Annotated in this window: 15 protein-coding genes; 8 read left to right on the forward strand and 7 right to left on the reverse strand. The window is 33.1% G+C overall.

All coding sequences use genetic code 11. From position 1 onward, the window contains the following. Positions 1-12: 12 nt before the first annotated feature. Positions 13-237, forward strand: coding sequence for a hypothetical protein (locus IMZ30_RS07300; RefSeq protein WP_207037674.1), 225 nt, complete (start codon positions 13-15; stop codon positions 235-237). Here the strand turns inward: IMZ30_RS07300 and IMZ30_RS07305 are convergent. The 3 genes from IMZ30_RS07305 to IMZ30_RS07315 are packed head-to-tail and all read right to left on the reverse strand — an operon-like array spanning position 184 to position 3732. Further along, positions 184-1584, reverse strand: coding sequence for a hypothetical protein (locus IMZ30_RS07305; RefSeq protein WP_207037675.1), 1401 nt, complete (start codon positions 1582-1584; stop codon positions 184-186). The two genes, IMZ30_RS07300 and IMZ30_RS07305, sit on opposite strands and share 54 nt — an antisense overlap. 5 nt (positions 1585-1589) lie before the next feature. Next, entirely contained in the window at positions 1590-3050 is a 1461-nt protein-coding gene (locus IMZ30_RS07310; protein ID WP_207037676.1) for a cellulose synthase family protein, read from the reverse strand. Beyond that, positions 3037-3732: a glycosyltransferase family 2 protein gene (locus IMZ30_RS07315; RefSeq protein ID WP_207037677.1), complete on the reverse strand. Its 696-nt coding sequence runs from the start codon at positions 3730-3732 to the stop codon at positions 3037-3039. The genes IMZ30_RS07310 and IMZ30_RS07315 overlap by 14 nt, the downstream gene beginning before the upstream one ends. A 310-nt stretch (positions 3733-4042) precedes the next feature. Between IMZ30_RS07315 and IMZ30_RS07320 the strand changes: the two genes are divergently transcribed. Together IMZ30_RS07320 and IMZ30_RS07325 are read left to right on the forward strand one after the other, a co-directional pair. Then, positions 4043-4573, forward strand: a complete 531-nt coding sequence (locus IMZ30_RS07320) for an RNA polymerase sigma factor (RefSeq protein ID WP_207037678.1) — start codon at positions 4043-4045, stop codon at positions 4571-4573. 6 nt (positions 4574-4579) lie between these two features. After that, a complete protein-coding gene (locus IMZ30_RS07325; RefSeq protein WP_207037679.1) occupies positions 4580-5371 on the forward strand; it encodes an anti-sigma factor domain-containing protein in 792 nt (263 codons plus the stop codon). Here IMZ30_RS07325 and IMZ30_RS07330 read toward each other — a convergent pair. From IMZ30_RS07330 to IMZ30_RS07345, 4 genes are all read right to left on the reverse strand, one after another. Then, entirely contained in the window at positions 5368-6957 is a 1590-nt protein-coding gene (locus IMZ30_RS07330; protein WP_207037680.1) for a 4Fe-4S binding protein, read from the reverse strand. The two genes, IMZ30_RS07325 and IMZ30_RS07330, sit on opposite strands and share 4 nt — an antisense overlap. Next, positions 6954-8252, reverse strand: a complete 1299-nt coding sequence (locus tag IMZ30_RS07335) for an NAD(P)/FAD-dependent oxidoreductase (protein ID WP_207037681.1) — start codon at positions 8250-8252, stop codon at positions 6954-6956. Before IMZ30_RS07335 ends, IMZ30_RS07330 begins: the two co-directional genes overlap by 4 nt. Before the next feature lie 117 nt (positions 8253-8369). Continuing rightward, on the reverse strand, positions 8370-9632 hold the full coding sequence (gene odhB, locus IMZ30_RS07340; protein ID WP_207037682.1) for a 2-oxoglutarate dehydrogenase complex dihydrolipoyllysine-residue succinyltransferase: 1263 nt from the start codon (positions 9630-9632) through the stop codon (positions 8370-8372). A gap of 24 nt (positions 9633-9656) precedes the next feature. After that, positions 9657-12455, reverse strand: a complete 2799-nt coding sequence (locus IMZ30_RS07345) for a 2-oxoglutarate dehydrogenase E1 component (RefSeq protein WP_207037683.1) — start codon at positions 12453-12455, stop codon at positions 9657-9659. 362 nt (positions 12456-12817) lie between these two features. Here IMZ30_RS07345 and IMZ30_RS07350 point away from each other — a divergent pair, with 362 nt between their 5' ends. From IMZ30_RS07350 to IMZ30_RS07370, 5 genes are all read left to right on the forward strand, one after another. Then, positions 12818-13783, forward strand: a complete 966-nt coding sequence (locus IMZ30_RS07350) for a polyprenyl synthetase family protein (protein WP_207037684.1) — start codon at positions 12818-12820, stop codon at positions 13781-13783. A gap of 125 nt (positions 13784-13908) precedes the next feature. Beyond that, entirely contained in the window at positions 13909-14514 is a 606-nt protein-coding gene (locus IMZ30_RS07355) for a TetR/AcrR family transcriptional regulator (protein WP_207037685.1), read from the forward strand. Beyond that, positions 14511-15863 carry a TolC family protein gene (locus IMZ30_RS07360; RefSeq protein WP_207037686.1) on the forward strand — a complete coding sequence of 451 codons (1353 nt, stop codon included), beginning with the start codon at positions 14511-14513 and terminating at the stop codon, positions 15861-15863. The genes IMZ30_RS07355 and IMZ30_RS07360 overlap by 4 nt, the downstream gene beginning before the upstream one ends. A 4-nt stretch (positions 15864-15867) precedes the next feature. Beyond that, positions 15868-17043: an efflux RND transporter periplasmic adaptor subunit gene (locus IMZ30_RS07365; protein WP_207037687.1), complete on the forward strand. Its 1176-nt coding sequence runs from the start codon at positions 15868-15870 to the stop codon at positions 17041-17043. A 7-nt stretch (positions 17044-17050) separates the two neighbouring features. Next, a complete protein-coding gene (locus IMZ30_RS07370) occupies positions 17051-20488 on the forward strand; it encodes an efflux RND transporter permease subunit (protein ID WP_207037688.1) in 3438 nt (1145 codons plus the stop codon). The last annotated feature ends 49 nt before the right edge of the window (positions 20489-20537 follow it).

A 20537-nucleotide genomic window follows, 5' to 3' on the forward strand; every position in this document is an offset into this window, starting at 1 on the left:
GACATCCAATTTATGAAAAAGTTGTTTTTAATTTTACTAATTCTTGGTTTGGTTTCAACAAATCTTGTTCAAGCACAACCAGGCGGCGGAACACCACCACCACCTCCAGATGGCACTGAAGATGGTTCAGGTTCAAATACAGATGATGTTCCATTACCTATCAATTCATTTTTGTTATTAGGTTTAGGCGTCGGCGCAGTAGCTGGTGTTAAGTCTCTTTCTAAGCCTAAGAAATAAATACTTTAATATTATTAGATATATTAAACAGTATTCTACAATTAGTATTATTGTTAGTTCTTTTACTGTTTCAGTTTTATAGCTGATATAACTCAATATAATCGTAGCACTCCAGATTAACAATAGTTGTTTAGTCAATAAGCTTTTGTTTATTAGTCCTACTGAAAGTGGTAAAATTAAATACCAAGGATGTACAGTTGTTGCTAATAAAAAATATATTAAAAAAATTAAACTCATTTTTTTTAGAAAGTTAACAGAGTTATTGCGCTTATAATTCCAAAAACTAATAGCCATAATACTCATAAAGATTAATATTGCAAGAAACTTTCCGATGGTGGCAATAGCATTATAACCAACCGTTAAATAGCCAATTTCACGAAGTATATAATATATAGAAGCGTTAAACTCAAACGTAGAAAACCAAAGACCAAGACTCTCACTATAATTATTAAGTAGTTGTTGGTCAACAAAATGTAGATAGCTTGTTAAACTCAAAATAAGCGTTAGGCAACAGAGGTATAAACCTTTAATTACAGATTGATGTAGACTTTTACTATAACGATAGCTTAAGACAAGTGGTAAAATAATTAAAGGTAATAGTTTTGAAATAATAGAAATTGATAATAAAATTACTGATAAGTGATAGTATTTTTTGACTATAAAAAAATATAAAAATCCAAAAAAGAAGCACATCATAACTGCTTCAAAATGAAGGTTTCCTGTTAACTCTATTAAAATTAAAGGGTTTAAAAATAGCCAAAAAATAGATTTTAAGTAGATTTTGAAGTGTCTCATCAATTGCCACATGAACCAAAAAATACCTAGTTCAGCGAGCCAATTAACTATGCGTAAACCGTAGATGTAAGTTGTAATATTTTCTCCACAAATTTTATAAAGTAAGGTGTAAATAAGTTGTGCAAATGGCGGATAATTAGTGTAATTGAGAGCACTTAATTTCCCCATTTTACGATATAGTGTTTCGGTAAATTGGTTGTGTTCAATACTAAAATTCTCCCAAAGTGTTTGAGGTAGATTGACATAAACATTAAAGCCTTTTGCGTTGAGCATACCGTCCCAAATAAAGCGATAGAAATCTTGAGACAAGGCTGGAAAATAGTCCCAAAGTAATAGGCGAGAGGCTAAGCTTAAAATAATTAATTCAAAAACACTGCTTTTTTGATATTTAATCAAAATAAATAGCAATGTAAATACACTTAAGTATATACCGATTAACTGAAAATGCTCATAACGTTTGGTTTGGCTTAAGAAAATAATTCCTAACAAGAATAATAGGTGTAACAACACTTTTAATAACATGCTGTAAATATGTGTGTTGAGAAACTTCAACTTTTCTAATTTTTAGATAAGATAGACTGGTAAAACACAAATCCAAAGCCAACAAATAACATCAAATGAAAACTGATTAAGCCAAAATCTTCAACTTTAAAAGCACTATAGATTCCAAAACCAAAATATAAAAAAAGTAAGAATTCAATAAAATTAACCCAATTAATTTCTCGTGTAGTGTAAACGTTTCCTTGTAGAACATTATTAAACTTAGGTGTTCTTATAAAAGCTGATTTCTTTTGGAAATGTCCTTCTAATACCGCAATACTATTATGTAAAGATAGACCCATAGCCACTGAAAAAAATAAAATAAAGAGCCCTAGAAATTTTAAAAAACTGTAAAAACTTTTACCATATAGCTCTTTAAAACTATACCAATAAGCAATTAAAAAGAAAAGGCTACTAATACCAAACACGCTTAAAGCGAAAAAAACCAATTTGAGTTCTGGGAATAAGGATTTGATATATAATATTGGAATACTAAGAACAGCGATTAATAAAATTAATAAAAATAAGCTGCTGTTTAGTAGATGATAAAAGCTATGAAATTTTGAACCTATTGAAATGTTTGAACTTTTTAAAACATTAAAAAAGTTTTTGCTGAAGTTTTCGGCTGCACCTTTGTTCCATCTAAATTGCTGAGATCTTGCAGCACTCATAATAGCTGGAAGTTCGGCTGGTGTAACAACATCTTTTAAATAAACAAACTTCCAGTCTTTTAATTGAGCGCGATAACTTAAATCTAAATCTTCAGTTAGCGTATCGCCTTGCCAATTCCCGGCATCATAAATACAAGATTTCCGCCAAATGCCAGCAGTGCCATTAAAGTTGATAAAATGTTTAGCTTGGTTTCTTCCGACTTGTTCTATCGTAAAATGAAAGTCTAAAGCAAAAGCCTGTATTTTAGTGAGTAAATTAGTATTTCGGTTGAGGTGTCCCCAACGGGTTTGCACAACACCAACTTGGTCATGATAAAAATGAGGTAATGTTATTTTAAGCCAGTCTTTTTGAGGTAAAAAGTCGGCATCAAACACAGCTATAAATTCGCCTTTTGCAACTTCTAAACCTTCTTTTAAAGCACCTGCCTTGAATCCCGTTCGTGATTTTCTTTTGTGGTGTTTAATATCAAAACCTTGGGTTTTATATTGATTAATAAGTTTACTTGTCGTATAAACTGAAGTATCTGTAGAGTCATCTAATACTTGTATTTCAAACAAATGTTTTGGGTAATCTAACTTTATAATATTAGTGATAAGTCGCTCAACAACGTAAGCCTCATTATATATTGGTAGTTGTATAGTGACTTGTGGCCAGGTTTTGTATGCTCTTGTCTTTGGTTGTTTATGCCGATTTTTAACGAAACTGACTAATAGTTGTAATTGAGCGATACTATAAATAAATATTTGAAGTAGTGCAAAGCTGTATATTGCAATTATAGTAAAGCTAACAATTTTATTTAATAGCATATTTAAAAATCCAACCAATTATTTTAACGCCTGCAAATATAGCGCCTTTAATTGTTCCTGAGACTTTAGAATCGCCTATTCTATTACGGTAATTTACTTTGACTTCCGTATATTTAAGGTGGTGCTTTAAAGCTTTTAATTGCATTTCAACTGTCCAGCCATAGGTTTTGTCTTCCATATTTAAAGCTTTGAGTTTTTCATATTTAATGGCTCTAAATGGTCCTAAATCTGTATACTTTGCGCCATAAAATAAACGCATGAGGCTGGTTGATAGCCAATTACCAAATATTTGTGGAAATGTCATAGATCCTTTTTCACGTAAGGATGAAGCTCTAGCGCCAATTACAAAATCGTAGTCGCCAGTTTCTATTGGTTTTAAAAGTTGAGGCATTTCTTCTGGAAAATCACTAAAGTCACCATCTAGAAAAACAACAATATTTGTTGAGTCATCTAATCGTTCAAGATAGTCTAAGCCTTTTAAACAGGCGTAACCATAGCCACGTCTAGGTTCGTTTAGTACCGTCGCGCCATGTTGCTTTGCCACAGCTTCGGTTTGGTCTGTAGACCGGTTACTTACCACAATAATTTCAGTGATGTTGCTTGGTATAGCATCAATTACTAAACCAATAGAAGCTTCTTCATTAAATGCTGGTATAATAACTCGTGTAGATTTCTTTTTCATCTTATCTTAAGACCAATTTGTCCCGCAAAATTAAATTATTAAAAATTTTATGTAGAGTTTTAACTTCATTTAACAGCAGATTCTGTCGTGGACTTAAACCGTTACTTTGTTTTTCTCGTAAATATTGTAAAGTTGGTTGCAAATTTTAAAACAGCAACACTCATAGGTTGATTTTTGTTTTTAATTGTTTTATTCGTGAGTGTTATGAGTGATAGTGTTGTTTTGGGTTGCGGCTATTATAGCCGCAACTTTTTTAGAAATTGAAGCATTTTAGTATATTTTTTTAATAGATTTAGGAAAAATTTCTAAAATGCAACCTGACTTCCTTATTGAACGATTGCAGCGTAAAGATGAAAAAGCCTTTGCAAAGCTTTATGACCTTTATTCTGAAAATATTTTAGGGGTAATTATGACCATAGTAAAAGACCAAAGTATAGCTGAAGAAGTAATGCAAGATGTATTTGTAAAAGTTTGGAATAAAGCTCAAACTTATAATAAGTCTAAAGGGCGTTTTTTTACTTGGCTACTCAATATTGCTCGAAATTCTGCGATTGATCGTGTAAGATCTAAAGCTTTTAAAAATACTTCGAAAAATCAAGATATTGAAACATTTGCCTTTTTCTTACAAGATGATACTGATCTAGATAAAGCTTCAGAAAGTATTGGAATTAAAAAGTTTGTGAATAAGTTAAAACCAATGTGTATAAAATTAATTCAATTACTATACTTTCAAGGGTTTTCTCAAAAAGAAACTTCAGAGACCTTAGATATTCCGTTAGGAACAGTCAAGTCTAGAAATAGAGCTTGCTTAAACACATTACGAACTTCATTAGAAGACTAATAAGCTATGAAACCACAAGACTACATTACATCTGGATTATTAGAACTTTATGTTTATGGTGTTTTAGATGAACATGAAAACGAACAGATTTCTAGTTTGATTAATAAGTATCCTGAAATTAGAGTTGAAGTTGAAGATATTGAATTAATTTTGATGGAACTTTCAACTGAAATATCACCAGCAGCTTCCCCAGAATTAAAAATATCTATTTTAAAAGCAATTGGATCGAAAGAATCGATTGAGAATTCTAAAACATCTCGTTCAATTTCAGTTTTAGGTGTTATAGGTTGGGCCGCGAGTTTGCTGCTTTTAGGTGGTATATTATGGCTTTTTAACCTAAATTCTAACCTTGAAACTGAAGTAAAAGTAAGTAATGCTAATCTTGATACTTTAGAAGAACAGCTTAATCAAAAAGAACGCGTCATCGCCAATTATGAGTCAACTTTAGAAGTTATAAGAGACAAAGATATTACCGCTTATAGTTTACCAGGAAATAAGCCAGTTGCTCCAGATGCTTATGCAAAAGCTTTTTTAGATAAAAAAAACAACAAGGTTTACCTTGATTTAGCAGGCTTGCCAGAACCGCCTGAAGGTATGGTTTACCAAGTTTGGTCTCTAAAACTCGATCCATTAACACCAACAAGTATTGCTGTTTTAGATCAGTTTAATAGCGATCAGGATAAAATTTTTGAAATCAGTAATCTACCAGAAACCGAAGCTTTTGGTGTTACTCTTGAGCCTGAAGGTGGAAGTGAATCGCCAACTTTAGAACAATTATATGTTTTAGGTACGGTCTAAGATTTTTTTAGAAAGTCTTTTAAATCAACATCATTACCTAACAAGATATCTTCTGAATTAATGCGTTGATCTAAATTATCATTTTCAAGCTTTAAAACACCTCTTGGGCAAACATTAGCGCAAATACCACAACCCACACAAGATGATCTGACAATATTTTCTCCTTTTTGGGCGTAAGCTCTCACATCAATACCCATTTCGCAGTAAGTAGAGCAATTACCGCAAGAAATGCATTGCCCACCATTTGTTGTGATTCTGAATTTAGAAAATAATCGTTGTTGTAATCCTAAAATCGCAGCCATTGGGCATCCGAAACGACACCAAACCCGATTACCGAAAATAGGGTAAAAACCAGTGCCAATAACACCTGAAAAAATACTACCAATTAAAAAACCATAACTACTTCTCAATGTTTCAGCTTCAAACAAAAACAATTGTTGTTGGTAGCCATCAATAAAATGCATACTTATTAATGAACTGATGATTATAAAAAAAGCAATTGCAGCATATATGGCATCTTTTTGTAAAGCGTCTCGCTTAAAAATCATGATTAAAGCAAAAACTAGACTCAAAATAATCATTACAGCGATTAAAAATGTAGATCGTGTTAACCAATACTTCGTTGTGTCATTTCCTAGATATGAGTATACAACAGCAATTGTTGCCAATGTAATAAATACGGTAACTAAGTGTATAAGCCAACGTTCAAAACGCCATGCACTAATTGATTTGTTACTTAAGTGTCGAAAAGAATCACCTGCTGTTTCAGCTAGGCCACCACAGCCGCAAACCCAAGAGCAATACCAACGTTTGCCGTATTTGAAGGTTAAAATTGGCGTGATAATAAAGATTGAAATGATTCCGAAAATAAGTAAAGCAAGTCCAATTGAACCTGCATTTATAAATTGATCAACCCGATATTGTTCAAAGTTATAATAGTTTAATGGCCAAATATTTTTCAAATCATAATAAGGTAAGCTGAAGTTTTTTGAATTTAAGCGTGCCATTAGTTCTGGTATAATAAAGGCAAAACTTAATTGAAAAAACATTACAGATATGGTTCTGACTTTTTGATAGGCGTTATGACGGTATTTAAATAAAGCTTTAACGCCAAAGAATAAAATCGCAATTGTATAAAGTGTACCGTAAACAAACCATTGACTTGCCGGATTACCACTTAAAACATAGCTTAAAGGGTCAAATAAAGCGATAAGTCTTTTATTTGGTCCGTTTTTAACAAGTCCCAAAATTTCAGGATAAAAATAGAGTATAATGTAAAACCCAGTTAAACTCAAACCTAATAAATAAGCCCAGAAACCACGGTTTGTTAAATTGCTGAGGTAAATAAAATTGTTTTTAACACCTGGTGACTGATTTTTATAGGTTGATTTGGCATACCAAACAATGCCAATACTTATTAAACTTAGCGAAGAAAGTAAAGCAATTAATTGATTAACGACTTCAATTTTAAATACAGCTAAAACCAAAATAAAAAGACCTGAAAAGCCAGTAAACAAAGCTATTTTTTGCTGAGCGTTTAAATTGTTTGCTGAAGCAGTAGCTGAAATATTTGCACTCGTACTCATATTTGTTGTGTTTTAAAAGCTTGCTGAATCGATTTTTCGTAGGTTTTGTATAGTTCTGGGTCAAAATTAGCTAGATGAAGATGTTTAATAACCTCATCAACCGTAGCTGAAGCGTCTAGGCATCGGTTAAAAAAAGCATGTCGCATTCTTATTCCAAATGTGTTAATTCCAATAAATTTTCGGCTTCTTTTTTCATAATTAATATGAATACAAATATCTTTTTCTGGATGCTTCCAAAAAAAATGGGTATGGCCTTTTTTAGGACTATTAAAAATCCAACCATAAGTTTGGTATTCAATATCAAAAAACTTAGCCGAATTAAACCAATGTCCAGGTTTATAAATCATTGGCTTTCCACAGACGCTCTGAGCAACAGTTTCACCCATCATTCTGCCAGTATACCAAACGGCTTCTATGGGTTTCCGATTACCAATATTTTCTCGTTGTTCAGCACAATCGCCAATAGCATAAATGTGTTTATAATTAGTTTGTAAATATCTATTAACTAAAATCCCGCGGTTGGTTTCTATTTTAGAATTTTTAACACACTCAATATTTGGGGAAACGCCAGCGGTTAATCCTACAAGGTCACAATTAATAACTTCGTTTGTTTCTTTAATTTTTACAGCATTAACACGGTCATTTTCATCGGTTAAAATTTTTTCTAGATTGGTGTTTAAACGTAAATCTATGCCATGAGATTTAATGTGCTTATTAAGCATTTTGGCCTCTTTATCTGGTAAAACATTGTTCCAGAAGTTTGATTCACGTACTAAAAATGTTACAGGAATTTTTCTTGTATGAAGCATTTCGGCAAGTTCAACTCCGATGAGTCCGCCACCAACTATCACTGCACGTCGGCAAGTTTTGTTATCAGGTGCATTTTTTTCAAGTAGTTCTAAATCTTGCTTAGAGTATAAACCTTGAACACCTTTTGCATTTTCTCCAGGCCAGCCGAATTTGTTCGGTTTTGAACCTGTAGCAATTATTAATTGATCAAAGTGCATCTTGCGTTTTGATCGAAGTTCTATTTGATGTTCTTCAGGGAAAATATTGATGACATGATCATGTACTAAGTTGAAGTTATTTTTTTTCCAGAAGTGATCTTCATAAGGCTTTAAGTGACTCCATTTCATATGACCCATGTAGACATACATTAAGGCAGTTCTTGAAAAGAAGTGTTCACTTTCTGAGGATATAATGGTAACTTTCTTTTGAGATAATTTCCTAATATGTCTTGCTGCAGTAATTCCAGCGATGCCGTTACCGATAATGACGATGTGTTCTTGACTCAAAACTTAATTTTAAGCAACTAATCTACTTATTTTAAATTAGGTTATTCTTAAATAATTTCATAAAAAAAAGCTGTCAAAATTAATTGACAGCTTTTAATATCTAAGATTCGTCTATATTTAAAGTTCAAGTGCTTTTTTGATGTCGCCATCCATCAATAAATTGCTTGGATCTTCAAGCGCTTCTTTTATGGCTACTAAGAAACCAACTGATTCCCGACCATCAATAATTCGGTGATCATAAGATAATGCAACGTACATCATAGGTCTAATAACTACTTCACCATCAATAGCTACTGGGCGTTCAATGATATTGTGCATGCCTAAAATTCCACTTTGTGGTGGGTTAATAATTGGTGTTGAAAGCATAGAGCCAAATACACCACCATTTGAAATAGTAAACGTTCCGCCAGTCATTTCGTCAACCGTTATTTTACCATCTCTTGCGCGGGTCGCTAAACGTTTCACTTCTTGCTCAACACCTCTAAAGCTGAGATTTTCAGCATTTCTAATCACAGGAACCATTAAACCTTTTGGGCCTGAAACAGCTATGCTAATGTCTTTATAGTCATAGGTAATCATTTCCTTACCGTCAATCATACTATTAACAGAAGGAAATTTGTCTAAAGCTCGTACAACTGCTAAAGTAAAAAATGACATAAAGCCAAGGCTAACACCATGTTTTGCTTTAAAGTCTTCTTTGTATTGAGCTCTCAAGTCAAAAATTGGCTTCATATCAACCTCATTAAAGGTTGTTAACATGGCTGTTTCATTTTTAGCACTCACTAAACGCTCTGCCACTTTACGTCTTAACATCGACAATTTACTTCTGCTTTCAGCTCTTGAACCATTGCCAGGTGTTCCCATCGATGGTTTAGCTTCAGCATTCATAGCGTCTTCTTTGGTAATTCTTCCATCGCGGCCAGTGCCTTTGACATCTTTTGGGTCGATATCTTTTTCGGCTAGAGTTTTCTTGGCAGCTGGTGAAGGACTTCCAGAAGCGTAAGTTTTTTCTTGACTATCTTCTTTTTTTGAATTGTCTTCAGTAGAAGTTTTGCTTTCATCTGTTTTTTCTTCTTTCTGCTTATCAGATTCTTTATTGTCTGAAGTTTTTTCAGAAGTATTACCGCTATCATCTGGTTTCTTAGCATCGGTGTCGATAAGGCAAACTACTTCGCCAACCTCAACAACATCGCCTTCTTCAGCTTTTAAGGTTATTACACCGCTTGCTTCAGCTGGTAATTCTAAAGTTGCTTTATCTGAATCTACTTCAGCTACTGCTTGATCTTTTTCAACGTAGTCGCCATCCTGGACTAACCATTCTGCGATTTCAACTTCGCTAATTGACTCGCCCGGTGAAGGGACTTTCATTTCTAAAGCCATAATCTAAATATTTCGTAATCTTAATTATTTATTTTTATAATCTAATATACAATTGTCTTTTGAAGCATCAAAAACATAATCGATAACTTCTTGGTGACGTTTTTTTGATCTTGCTGGGCTGCCTGCTGCTGGCGAACTATAAAAACGTCTACTGCAAACTCTAAATTCTCTCGCTTTTGGGTACTGTAGTAACAGGTGACTGTAAGCACCCATGTTTCTTGGTTCTTCTTGAGCCCAGACGATGTCGTCTGCGTTTTTATACTTATCTAAAATTGTTTCTATTTCTTTTTCTGGAAGTGGAAATATTTGTTCTAAACGAATTAAAGCCACATTTTTAATTTCGTTTTCTTCTCGGTGTTTTAACAAGTCGTAGTAAAATTTACCTGAGCAGAATACCACTGAAGTTACCTCTTTTACTTTGGCTTCTTTGTCGTCTATTACGGGATAAAACTGGCCTTTTGCTAACTCTTCTTTAGTTGAATTGACCTTTGGGTGGCGCAATAAACTTTTTGGTGTAAAGACGATTAAAGGTTTTCTGAATTTAAGCTTCATTTGTCGTCTTAACAAATGATAAAAATTGGCTGGTGTAGTGCAGTTAGCTACATACATATTGTCTTTTGCGCACAACTGAAGGTAACGTTCCATACGCCCAGATGAATGTTCAGAGCCTTGGCCTTCATACCCATGAGGCAATAACATTACGAGTCCATTTTGGGTTTTCCATTTATCTTCAGCTGCTGAAATGTATTGGTCTATCATAATTTGAGCACCATTGCTAAAGTCACCGAATTGTGCTTCCCAAATGGTTAAGGTTTGCGGGCTTGCCATGGCGTAACCATAATCAAAACCAACAACAGCATATTCAGATAGAAGAGAATTATAGATGTAAAAATTTGCCGCATCTTTGTCTAAGTGATTATGAGGCACATACTCTTCTTCACTTTCTTCAACTTTAATGACGGCATGACGGTGAGAAAACGTACCACGTTCAACATCCTGACCGGTAATTCTAACATCATGGTTTTCTTTGAGTAGAGTTGCATAAGCTAATAATTCGCCCATTGCCCAATCAAGCTTATTGTCTTCAAAATACATTTTGTGACGAGACTTAATTAAGCGATCTACTTTGCGTAAAAATTTTTTATCTTTTGGTAAACTAGTTAATTTGTCTGCTAGCTGGTCAAGCTCTTTTAGGTTAAATGATGTATCAACATCTTCAAGCATATCATTTCTATCGCCATTTTCAAAGCCATCCCATTCTTCTTGAAGTATTTTTGTAACAACACTATTTTCTTCTTTTTTAGAAGATTCATAATCTTCTTCTAATTTAGACTTATAGTTATTTTCAATTTCATCAATATAAGATTGATTAATGATGTTGTCATCTAATAATTGTTTAGCGTATATATCTCTTGGGTTATCGTGTTTCCCTATTGCCTTATATAGTTTTGGTTGTGTAAAACGAGGTTCATCGCCTTCGTTATGACCGTATTTTCTGTAACCTAATAAGTCGATAAAGACATCACGGCCAAATTTCATACGGTAAGCTAATGCAAAATCCATAGCATGAACCACTGCTTCAGCATCATCAGCATTAACGTGTAAGACAGGCGATAAGGTAACCTTTCCAACATCGGTACAATAGGTAGATGAGCGGCCATCAGTATAGTTTGTAGTAAATCCGATTTGATTGTTGACAACAATGTGTATTGTTCCGCCTGTTTTATAACCATCGAGTTGTGCCATCTGTACAATTTCGTAGGCAATTCCTTGTGCAGAAATAGCCGCATCACCATGCACAACAATAGGTAAAACCTTTTGCTCTTCACCTAAATGGTGGTCATCTTGTTTTGCTCGTGCAATTCCTTGAACAACAGCGCCTACTGTTTCGAGATGTGAAGGATTGGGTGCGATATTTAAATTAATTTCTTTACCAGAATCGGTTTTACGTTTTGATGTCCAACCTAAATGATATTTAACGTCTCCATCAAATCCATCAACTTCATAATCTTTTCCTTGAAATTCATTATATATGTCTTTCGGACTTTTACCAAAGATATTTGCTAGTGTATTTAAACGGCCTCGATGTGCCATACCCATAACAAATTCTTCTACACCTTGATTTGCTGCACCTTCAATTAAAGCGTCAAGTGCTGGAATTAAGGTTTCATTACCTTCAAGTGAAAAACGCTTCTGACCTACAAAGTTTTTATGTAAGAAGCTTTCAAAAACAACTGCTTCGTTAAGTTTCCTTAAAATATTTTTCTTTTGGTCAGTAGAATATTGGGGTTGGTTTTGGTTGGTGTAAATTTTATTTTGAATCCAGTCAATTTCTTCTGGTTTTCTTATATAGGCATACTCTACACCAATCGAGTCGCAAAAGACATTTTCTAAAAAATCTATAATTTGCTTCAATTTTGCTTTACCAATGCCTATAACTTCACCTGCTTCAAATTCGGTATCTAAATCATTCTTAGATAAACCAAAATTCTCTAATGTTAATTTTGGTTGATAATCGCGTCTTTCTCTAACGGGATTGGTTTTTGTAAACAAGTGGCCACGATGACGATAGCCATCTATTAAGTTAATCACTTGAAACTCTTTTTGAACGTTTTCAGGTATTTTGACCTGAGTTTTTTCATTAGTTTCAGCATCTCTTAATGTAACTTCTTGAACTTCATTAGAGTTGCTTTTTCCAAAATCAAAACCTTGAAAAAATGCTCTCCAACTCGGCTCAACAGCATCTGGATATTTTAAATATTGATCGTAAAGTTCAGCGATTTGTTGCGGGTGCACCGCATTTAGAAAAGAAAATTGGTCCATATGTGGATATACAATTGTATTTGTTATACAAAATTACAATTTATAACTAAACTACGATTTTTTTAAGGCTTTTTATGATTTCATTTTGAAGCTTAGCTTATTTCATTAAAATCATATTTTTTATAATAATTTGAGATATTTATAAAATTAAAGTGCTTTATTGTATTTACTTCAATTGAACTGGCTGTGTTTAATTTGTTTTTACGAATTTTTAATTTGCTAAATAGCTATAGTTAATCTATTTTTAAATAAGGTTTTGATGCTTCAAATTATTTTAGCATACTTATCTTAAAACCTTATTATTTTCTAAATAACATCTTTTCAATTTTCTAAAAAGTTTATTTTCGCTCAAAATCAGTGTAATGAATTCTTTAGCACAATATAAATCTGAGTTTCTAGACTTTTTAAAGTCTTATGATATTAATGAAACTCCAAAGCAGCTTTACAAACCCATAGATTACATTTTAAATTTAGGAGGAAAACGGATGCGACCAATTTTGGTCATGATGAGTGCCGAAATTTTTTCAGGTCAGTACAAACAGGCTATGCATGCTGCATTAGCTATAGAGATGTTTCATAATTTTTCTTTAGTGCATGATGATATTATGGATGATGCGCCTTTAAGACGTGGTCAAAAAACTGTTCATGAAAAATGGGATTTAAATACCGGTATTTTATCGGGTGATGCCATGCTTATTCTAGCTTACCAGTTGTTTGAGCATTATCCTGACAAGCAATTTAAACCACTCGCAAAGTTGTTTAGTAAAACTGCTATAGAAGTTTGTGAAGGTCAGCAATATGATATCGATTTTGAGCAACGCGATGACGTTAGTATAGAAGAGTACTTAAAAATGATTGAGTATAAAACAGCTGTCTTAGTTGGAGCAGCATTAAAAATGGGTGCTATAGTTGCTAACCAAGATGAACATACCCAGGATTTAATTTATGATTTTGGTAGAAACTTAGGAATTGCATTTCAAATACAAGACGATTACTTAGATGCTTTCGGAGATCCAGAAAAATTTGGTAAACAAGTTGGCGGTGATATCATTGAAAATAAAAAAACCTACCTATACTTAAAAGCACTTGAAAATGATTCATCTGGTCAACTAGAGCACTTATTTAGTATAAGCCCTAAAAATCCTGAAAGTAAAATTAATACTGTAAAATCTATATATGATGCTACAGGTGCAACTAGATTTGTTAAGAATGAAATTAAGAATTATACCCAAAAAGCTTATAAATCTCTAGATGATATAGATATTCCGCATCAACAAAAAGAAATTTTAATCGAATTTGGAGATTTTTTGATGAATCGTAGTGTGTAAAAATAAATTGCGTTTTCTTCAAAAAAGAGATCTTAATAAGGTCTCTTTTTTTTATTGTTAAGGTTTTGTAAAACTATGGAAACTTATTTTGTTTTTAAAGTTTCCGGTGTAGTTTTGCAGCCGAAATGAAAATTGACATTTTACATAAAGCAGCAGATATGTTTCTTGAATTTGGGTTCAAGAGTGTGACTATGGATGATTTAGCCACTGAAATGCGTGTTTCCAAAAAAACCATTTATGAGCACTACAATAATAAATCTGATTTAGTTGAAGCCGTTACTCAGCACATTAAAAATCAAATTAATGATGAAATACATCAAGTTATTGCTCAAAATTTCGATCCTATTCAGGAAATGATTGAAATAAAAAATACAGTAATGAAAAGGCTGAAAAACGAAAAAGCCTCACCTCAATACCAATTACAAAAATATTATCCTAAAATTCACGAAAAACTTAAAAACTCACACGTTTGTACAATGGATCAATGCTGTACAGAAAATGTTGAGCGTGGTGTAAAAGATGGATTTTATAGAGACGATTTAAACATTGTATTTGTTGTTCGTGCTTATATTTCTGGAATGCTAAATATTAAAAATGAAGACCTGTTCAAATCAACAGATTTAAGCCCCAAACAACTTTACGAAGAATTTTTAATTTATCACCTTCGAAGTATTACTACATTAAAAGGTAAAAACCGACTAGACGCTTTATTAAACATACACACCAAATGAAAAAACAAACCTTAACCTTACTTCTTTTGTTATGTGTTAATTTAACATTTTCACAAGATGAAAAAGTTTATAATTTTACGCTGCAAGAAGCCATCAATTTTGCTACAGATAGCGCTTATGCTAATATCAATGCTCAAAAAGATGTGGCTATTGCGCTTAAACGTAAGTGGGAAACTACAGCCGACGGCTTACCGCAAATTAGCGGTCAAGTCAATTACGAAAACAACCCTAAACTAACAGTTACACCATTACCAGCAGAAATTGTAGGTGGTGAACCTGGAACAACAGTGCCTGTTACATTTGGCCAACGCCACAACATGAGAGCAACAGGAACCGTTAATCAGCTTATTTTTGATGGTTCGTATATTGTTGCTTTACAAGCAGCCAAAACCTTTTTAGAATATTCGGCTAATGCCAAAGAAAAAACAGCACTTGAGGTACGTAAAAATGTAATTACGGCTTATGGAAACGTGCTCTTAGCTAAAAATTCAATAGAAATTACCCAAAACAACTTAAATGAAGCACTCGATAATTTAAATGAAACACGTAAAATTTACGAAAATGGTTTAGCTGAAGAAGAAGATGTCGAGCAGCTACAAATTACTAGTCAGCAGCTAAAAAGCCAATTAAGAAATGCTGAGCGAATGTATAATATCGCTAAGGAAAGTTTAAACATGGTTTTAGGAATCGACGTTTCGGTTGAAGTTATTTTAGAAGATACTTTAGAAAATCTAGCAGCTAAAGAAGCTATGCTGCAAACCGAAACTCAAGAATTTAATTTTGAAAATACTATTGATTATAAAATTGCTAAAAATCTTGTAGAACAGCGAGATTTAGAGTTAAAACTTCAGCGAAGTCAAGCATTGCCAAGTTTGTCGGCTTTTGCTAACTACGGAGCCACTAGTTTTGGCAATCAATTTGAGTTTTTTGAAAGCGGTACAGATTGGTTTGAATTTGCAACCATTGGTGTAAGTTTAAATGTACCTATTTTTAGTTCATTTAAGCGTGATGCCCAAACGCAACAAGCCAAAATAGAGCTCGAAAAGGCAAAGTTACAACGCAAACAAACCATTAATCAAATTCAATTAGACTTAAACTCAGCGCAAAGCGATTTCGATTTTGCAGTTGAAAATTACACGATTGCACAAAAAAACTTAAACTTAGCAGAGCGAATTCAGCAAAAAAATGAAGTAAAATTTAAAGAAGGCTTAGCCTCAAGTTTTGAACTTCGTCAAGCACAAACCCAACTTTATCAAGCACAAAATGAGTATTTACAAGCTATGCTTAACCTAATCAATACAAAAGCCGAACTCGAAAAAGTTAAAAATACACCTTTACAATCTAATTAAAGCCATGAAAAATTTACTAAACATAAGTCTTTTAAGTCTGTTATTAATTACCGCATCTTGTAATGAAAAACAACAAACGGTAGAAGAAGTTATTAACTCTAACGACCCTGAGTTAATGCGCCAAAAACGGACAGAGTTATCTACTCAACAGCGACAACTAAATGCTTCAATTGAAAAATTAAATCAAAAAATTGAAAGTTTCGAAGAAGCTAATTCATACAGTTTAGTTGAAGTAAATCAAGTTGATACAATTACCTTTAATCATTATGTTGAGGTTCAAGGAGATGTTCAAACCGACGAAAACATTCTCATTTATCCTGAGTTTAGTGGAGTTTTAGAAAAAATTTACGTTAGTGAAGGTGATCAAGTTTCTAAGGGACAATTACTAGCTAAAATTGATGATGGTGGCTTACGCGATCAATTACAAGAGCTTAAAACACAATTAGAATTGTCTAAAACACGGTTTGAGCGCCAATCTAGATTATGGGAACAAAACATCGGTTCAGAAATTCAATATCTTGAGGCTGAAACCGCTTATAAGTCAATGAAAGAGAATGTAAAGCGTTTGCAAGAGCAGCTTAATAAAACTGAAATTCGCGCTCCATTTGCAGGTAAGATAGATCAAAAATTAACCGATCAAGGTGAAGTTGTAAGTCCTGGAATGTCTCCAGTTTTTAGGTTAATAAATTTAAATGAAATGTATATAAGTGCTGAAGTTCCTGAGCAGTATTTAAGTGCAATATCCCTAAATACTTCAGTTGAGGTAAGTTTAACTTCGGTTAATGAAATATTTTCAGCAGAAGTTATACAAATTTCAGATTATATAAATCCTGCTAATCGAAAATTTTCAATCAAAATTAGCATTCCGTCAGGAAAAAAAGTAGTTAAACCCAATTTAATGGCCAAAGTTAAAATTAATGACTACACAAATAATAATGCAATTGTAGTTAAAGAAAGCATTATGCAAGAAACGGCTAGCGGAGAACAAGTGATTTACGTATTCCAACCAGAGAATGAAAATATAGGTACGGCCGAAAAGGTTCAAGTTGACATCGGTAAGTCTTATAATGGTTTTACTGAAATAAAAAACGGACTTAAACCAGGCCAGTATGTTATAACTAGTGGATCAAGGTCTGTAAGAAATGGAGAAAAAGTTCGAATTGAAACGCCTTTAAAATAAGCGAATTATGGCCAAAAACACTTACAAAGAATTCGGGATATCGTCATGGTCTATTGATAATAAAATGACGGTTTATGTTATAACAGCTATTATATTATTAGGCGGTTTATTATCTTATTACAGTATGCCAAGAGAGGCATTCCCTGAAATTGTTGAAACTAAAATTTATGTAAGTTCTATTAATCCAGGAAACTCTGTTGAAGATATTGAAAAATTTATTACAGAACCTTTAGAAGAAGAATTCAAAAATGTAAAAGGTGTTCGCGAAATTACATCAACAACCATGCAAGATTATTCTATGGTAATTGTTGAGTTTGAGGAAGATATTGAAGTCCCTAATGCAAAGCAACTTATTAAAGACAAGGTCGATCAGGTTAAGTCTGAAACCACTTGGCCAACTTTAGATAATGGTGCTAAAGTAGAGCCTAACGTTTTTGATCTCAATATTTCAGAAGAAATGCCGATTTTAAACGTCAATTTTATTGGCGATTACAAAACTCAAAAGCTAAAAGATTTTGCTGAACATCTACAAGATAAAATAGAGCTTTTACCTCAAATTAAAGAAGCGAGCATTCGTGGTGTAGACGAAAAAGAAGTTGAAGTAGCTGTTGATATTTATAAAATGAACGCTTCTAAAGTATCTTTTGATAATATAATTAACGCGATTAGGTCTGAAAACACAACCATATCTGGAGGTAATGTGATTAAAAATGGTTTGCAGAAAAACATTCGTGTTATCGGTGAAATAGATAAGCCTAATCAACTTGAAAATATTGTAGTCAAGTCTGATGATGGTACAGTTTTTCTAAGCGATATCGCACAGGTAAATTTTCACGAAAAAGACCCAACAACCTTTGCAAGAAACCATACTAAACCTGTTGTTATGCTCGACGTTAAAAAGCGCGCAGGAAAAAATATGATTGAAGCTGTCGAGCAAATTAAAGTGCTAGTTAAACAAGAACAAAATAACTATTATCCAGAAGATTTAGATATAAGTATTACTAATGACCAGTCTGTTAAAACCGAAAATCAAGTTAACGATTTAGTAAACAACATCATTTTTGGTGTTATATTAGTTGTAGGTGTTTTAATGTTTTTCTTAGGTTTTAGAAATGCCTTATTTGTTGGTATTGCGATACCTTTATCGATGTTTTTAGCCTTGACAGTATTATCATCACTTGGGTTTACATTAAATACAATGGTGCTATTTGGCTTAGTGATGGGATTAGGAATGCTTGTAGATAATGGTATTGTTGTTGTCGAAAATGTGTACAGCTTAATGGACCAAGGTATGCCAAGAATTAAAGCTGCCAAACAAGGGATCGGTGAAATCGCGTGGCCAATTATAGCTTCAACCGCAACTACTTTAGCTGCATTCTTCCCACTTGGACTTTGGCCAGGTACCATAGGTAAATTTATGATTTACTTTCCAATCACACTTTCAGTAGTCTTAACATCATCACTTTTTGTAGCATTGGTAATCAACGCTATGTTGACTTCTCAGTTTATGAAAATTGAAGAAGAAGAGTTCACTAAAAAGCAACTTATTAGATGGAGTTTAATTCTTTTTATAGTTGGGCTTGCCTTAGTTGTTTCTGGATTTGTATTAGATTTTGGAGCCTTCAGAGGTATTGGTAACCTTGCTATATTTACAGCAATTATGTTATGGGTTTACAAGTTTTTACTACTAAAAGCCATAGAATACTTTCAGTTTAAATTGCTTAAGAAGTTAGAATATTTTTATGAAAAAACATTAAGGTTTGCTTTGTATAAAAAGATGGCATATGTTTTCTTTTTTGGAACCGTTGCCTTATTGATTATGGCCTTTTTCTTAGTTGGCGTAGCTCAACCAAAAGTTTTGTTTTTTCCAGAAAATGAACCAAACCAAATTATGACTTATATCGAGTACCCTGAAGGTACTGACATTGATAAAACTAATGCATTAACCAAAAAAGTTGAAGCCAAAATTTACGATGCCATCAAAAAGTACGAAGATGAAGACGGCTATAACTTTATGGTAGAATCTGCCATTGCTCAAGTTGGTAAAGGAGCCGGAAACCCAAATACCAACAGTGGTATGGCTAATGAAATGCCACATAAAGGAAAAGTCACTTTAACATTACGCGAGTTTAAGTTACGTCGTGACATATCTAGTACTCAAGTGTTAACCGAAGTTAGACAAGCTGTAAAAGGTTTTCCTGGAGTTTCAATTATCGTAGAAAAAGATGCCGTTGGTCCACCAGCTGGTTACCCAATTAACCTTGAAATTAAAGGTGAAAATTACGACGAAATGCTAGCTGAAGCTGAAGAAGTTAGAACATTTATCAACGAACTTAATATTGATGGTATTGAAGAGTTAAAGATAGATGTAAATAAGTCTAAGCCAGAGCTAGAACTACGTATTGATCGTGAAAAAGCTGGCGAATTAGGAATTTCTGCAGCAATGATAGGTCAAACTATTAGACGATCTGTCTTTGGTCAGGAAGCCTCAACCTTTAAAGATAATGACGAAGATTATGAAATCAATGTTCGCTTTAACGAATCTCAGCGTTATGATGAAAATGCTATATTTAATCAGCCAGTTACCTTTAGAAATCTGAAAGGTCAAATAGTTCAGGTGCCAATATCAGCTTTAATTAAAAATAATCCGACAGCGACTTTTAATGCAATTAAGCGTAAAGACCTTAAACGTGTTATTACAGTTTATTCTAATGTTTTAGCAGGATATAACCCTACTGAAATTGTTAACGCTATTAAAGAAGAATTGAAGTATTATGATAAGCAAGAAAATATGACTTATCAATTCACAGGTGAACAAGAAGAACAAGCTAATAATATGGACTTTTTGTTGAAAGCTTTACTATTAGCACTAGGTAGTATTTTGTTAATTTTAGTAGCTCAATTTAATTCGATATCAAAACCTGTAATTATTTTATCAGCTGTAATTTTAAGTTTAGTTGGTGTATTGTTTGGCTTGGTTATTTTTCAAATGGATTTTGTGGTCATTATGACGATGATGGGTGTAATTTCGTTAGCTGGAATTGTGGTCAATAATGCCATTGTTTTAGTCGACTATACGCAAATACTAATTGATCGTAAAAAAGAGGAAAATAATGTAGAAGACGACCAGATGTTAAGTAGAAATGATTACTTTGAATTAATTACTGCCGGTGGAAAATCTCGTTTAAGACCAGTATTATTAACCGCAATAACTACTGTTTTAGGTTTAATACCTTTGGCCATAGGTTTAAACATAGACTTCTTTTCGTTATTTACAGATTATGATCCAAAAATTTACATGGGTGGCGATAACGTTGTTTTTTGGGGACCTTTAGCTTGGACAGTAATTTTTGGGTTAATTTTTGCTACATTCTTAACCTTAGTTGTTGTACCAGTGATGTTTTATTTAACTATTAGAGCAAAGTTAAGGTTTAAGAAAGTGTAAGATGATGCTTTATGTTTAGCTTGTATAAATTTTTATTACATTAGTAAGT

The sequence above is a fragment of the Psychroflexus sp. ALD_RP9 genome, from assembly GCF_017311165.1.
In the GTDB taxonomy this organism is placed as follows: Bacteria; Bacteroidota; Bacteroidia; order Flavobacteriales; family Flavobacteriaceae; genus Psychroflexus.

Coding starts and splice junctions, on each gene's coding strand:
- IMZ30_RS07300 (WP_207037674.1), top strand. CDS start 13: ATGAAAAAGTTGTTTTTAATTTTACTAATTCTTGGTTTGGTTTCAACA.
- IMZ30_RS07310 (WP_207037676.1), bottom strand. CDS start 3,050: ATGCTATTAAATAAAATTGTTAGCTTTACTATAATTGCAATATACAGC.
- IMZ30_RS07315 (WP_207037677.1), bottom strand. CDS start 3,732: ATGAAAAAGAAATCTACACGAGTTATTATACCAGCATTTAATGAAGAA.
- IMZ30_RS07320 (WP_207037678.1), top strand. CDS start 4,043: ATGCAACCTGACTTCCTTATTGAACGATTGCAGCGTAAAGATGAAAAA.
- IMZ30_RS07325 (WP_207037679.1), top strand. CDS start 4,580: ATGAAACCACAAGACTACATTACATCTGGATTATTAGAACTTTATGTT.
- IMZ30_RS07330 (WP_207037680.1), bottom strand. CDS start 6,957: ATGAGTACGAGTGCAAATATTTCAGCTACTGCTTCAGCAAACAATTTA.
- odhB (WP_207037682.1), bottom strand. CDS start 9,632: ATGGCTTTAGAAATGAAAGTCCCTTCACCGGGCGAGTCAATTAGCGAA.
- IMZ30_RS07345 (WP_207037683.1), bottom strand. CDS start 12,455: ATGGACCAATTTTCTTTTCTAAATGCGGTGCACCCGCAACAAATCGCT.
- IMZ30_RS07350 (WP_207037684.1), top strand. CDS start 12,818: ATGAATTCTTTAGCACAATATAAATCTGAGTTTCTAGACTTTTTAAAG.
- IMZ30_RS07355 (WP_207037685.1), top strand. CDS start 13,909: ATGAAAATTGACATTTTACATAAAGCAGCAGATATGTTTCTTGAATTT.
- IMZ30_RS07360 (WP_207037686.1), top strand. CDS start 14,511: ATGAAAAAACAAACCTTAACCTTACTTCTTTTGTTATGTGTTAATTTA.
- IMZ30_RS07365 (WP_207037687.1), top strand. CDS start 15,868: ATGAAAAATTTACTAAACATAAGTCTTTTAAGTCTGTTATTAATTACC.
- IMZ30_RS07370 (WP_207037688.1), top strand. CDS start 17,051: ATGGCCAAAAACACTTACAAAGAATTCGGGATATCGTCATGGTCTATT.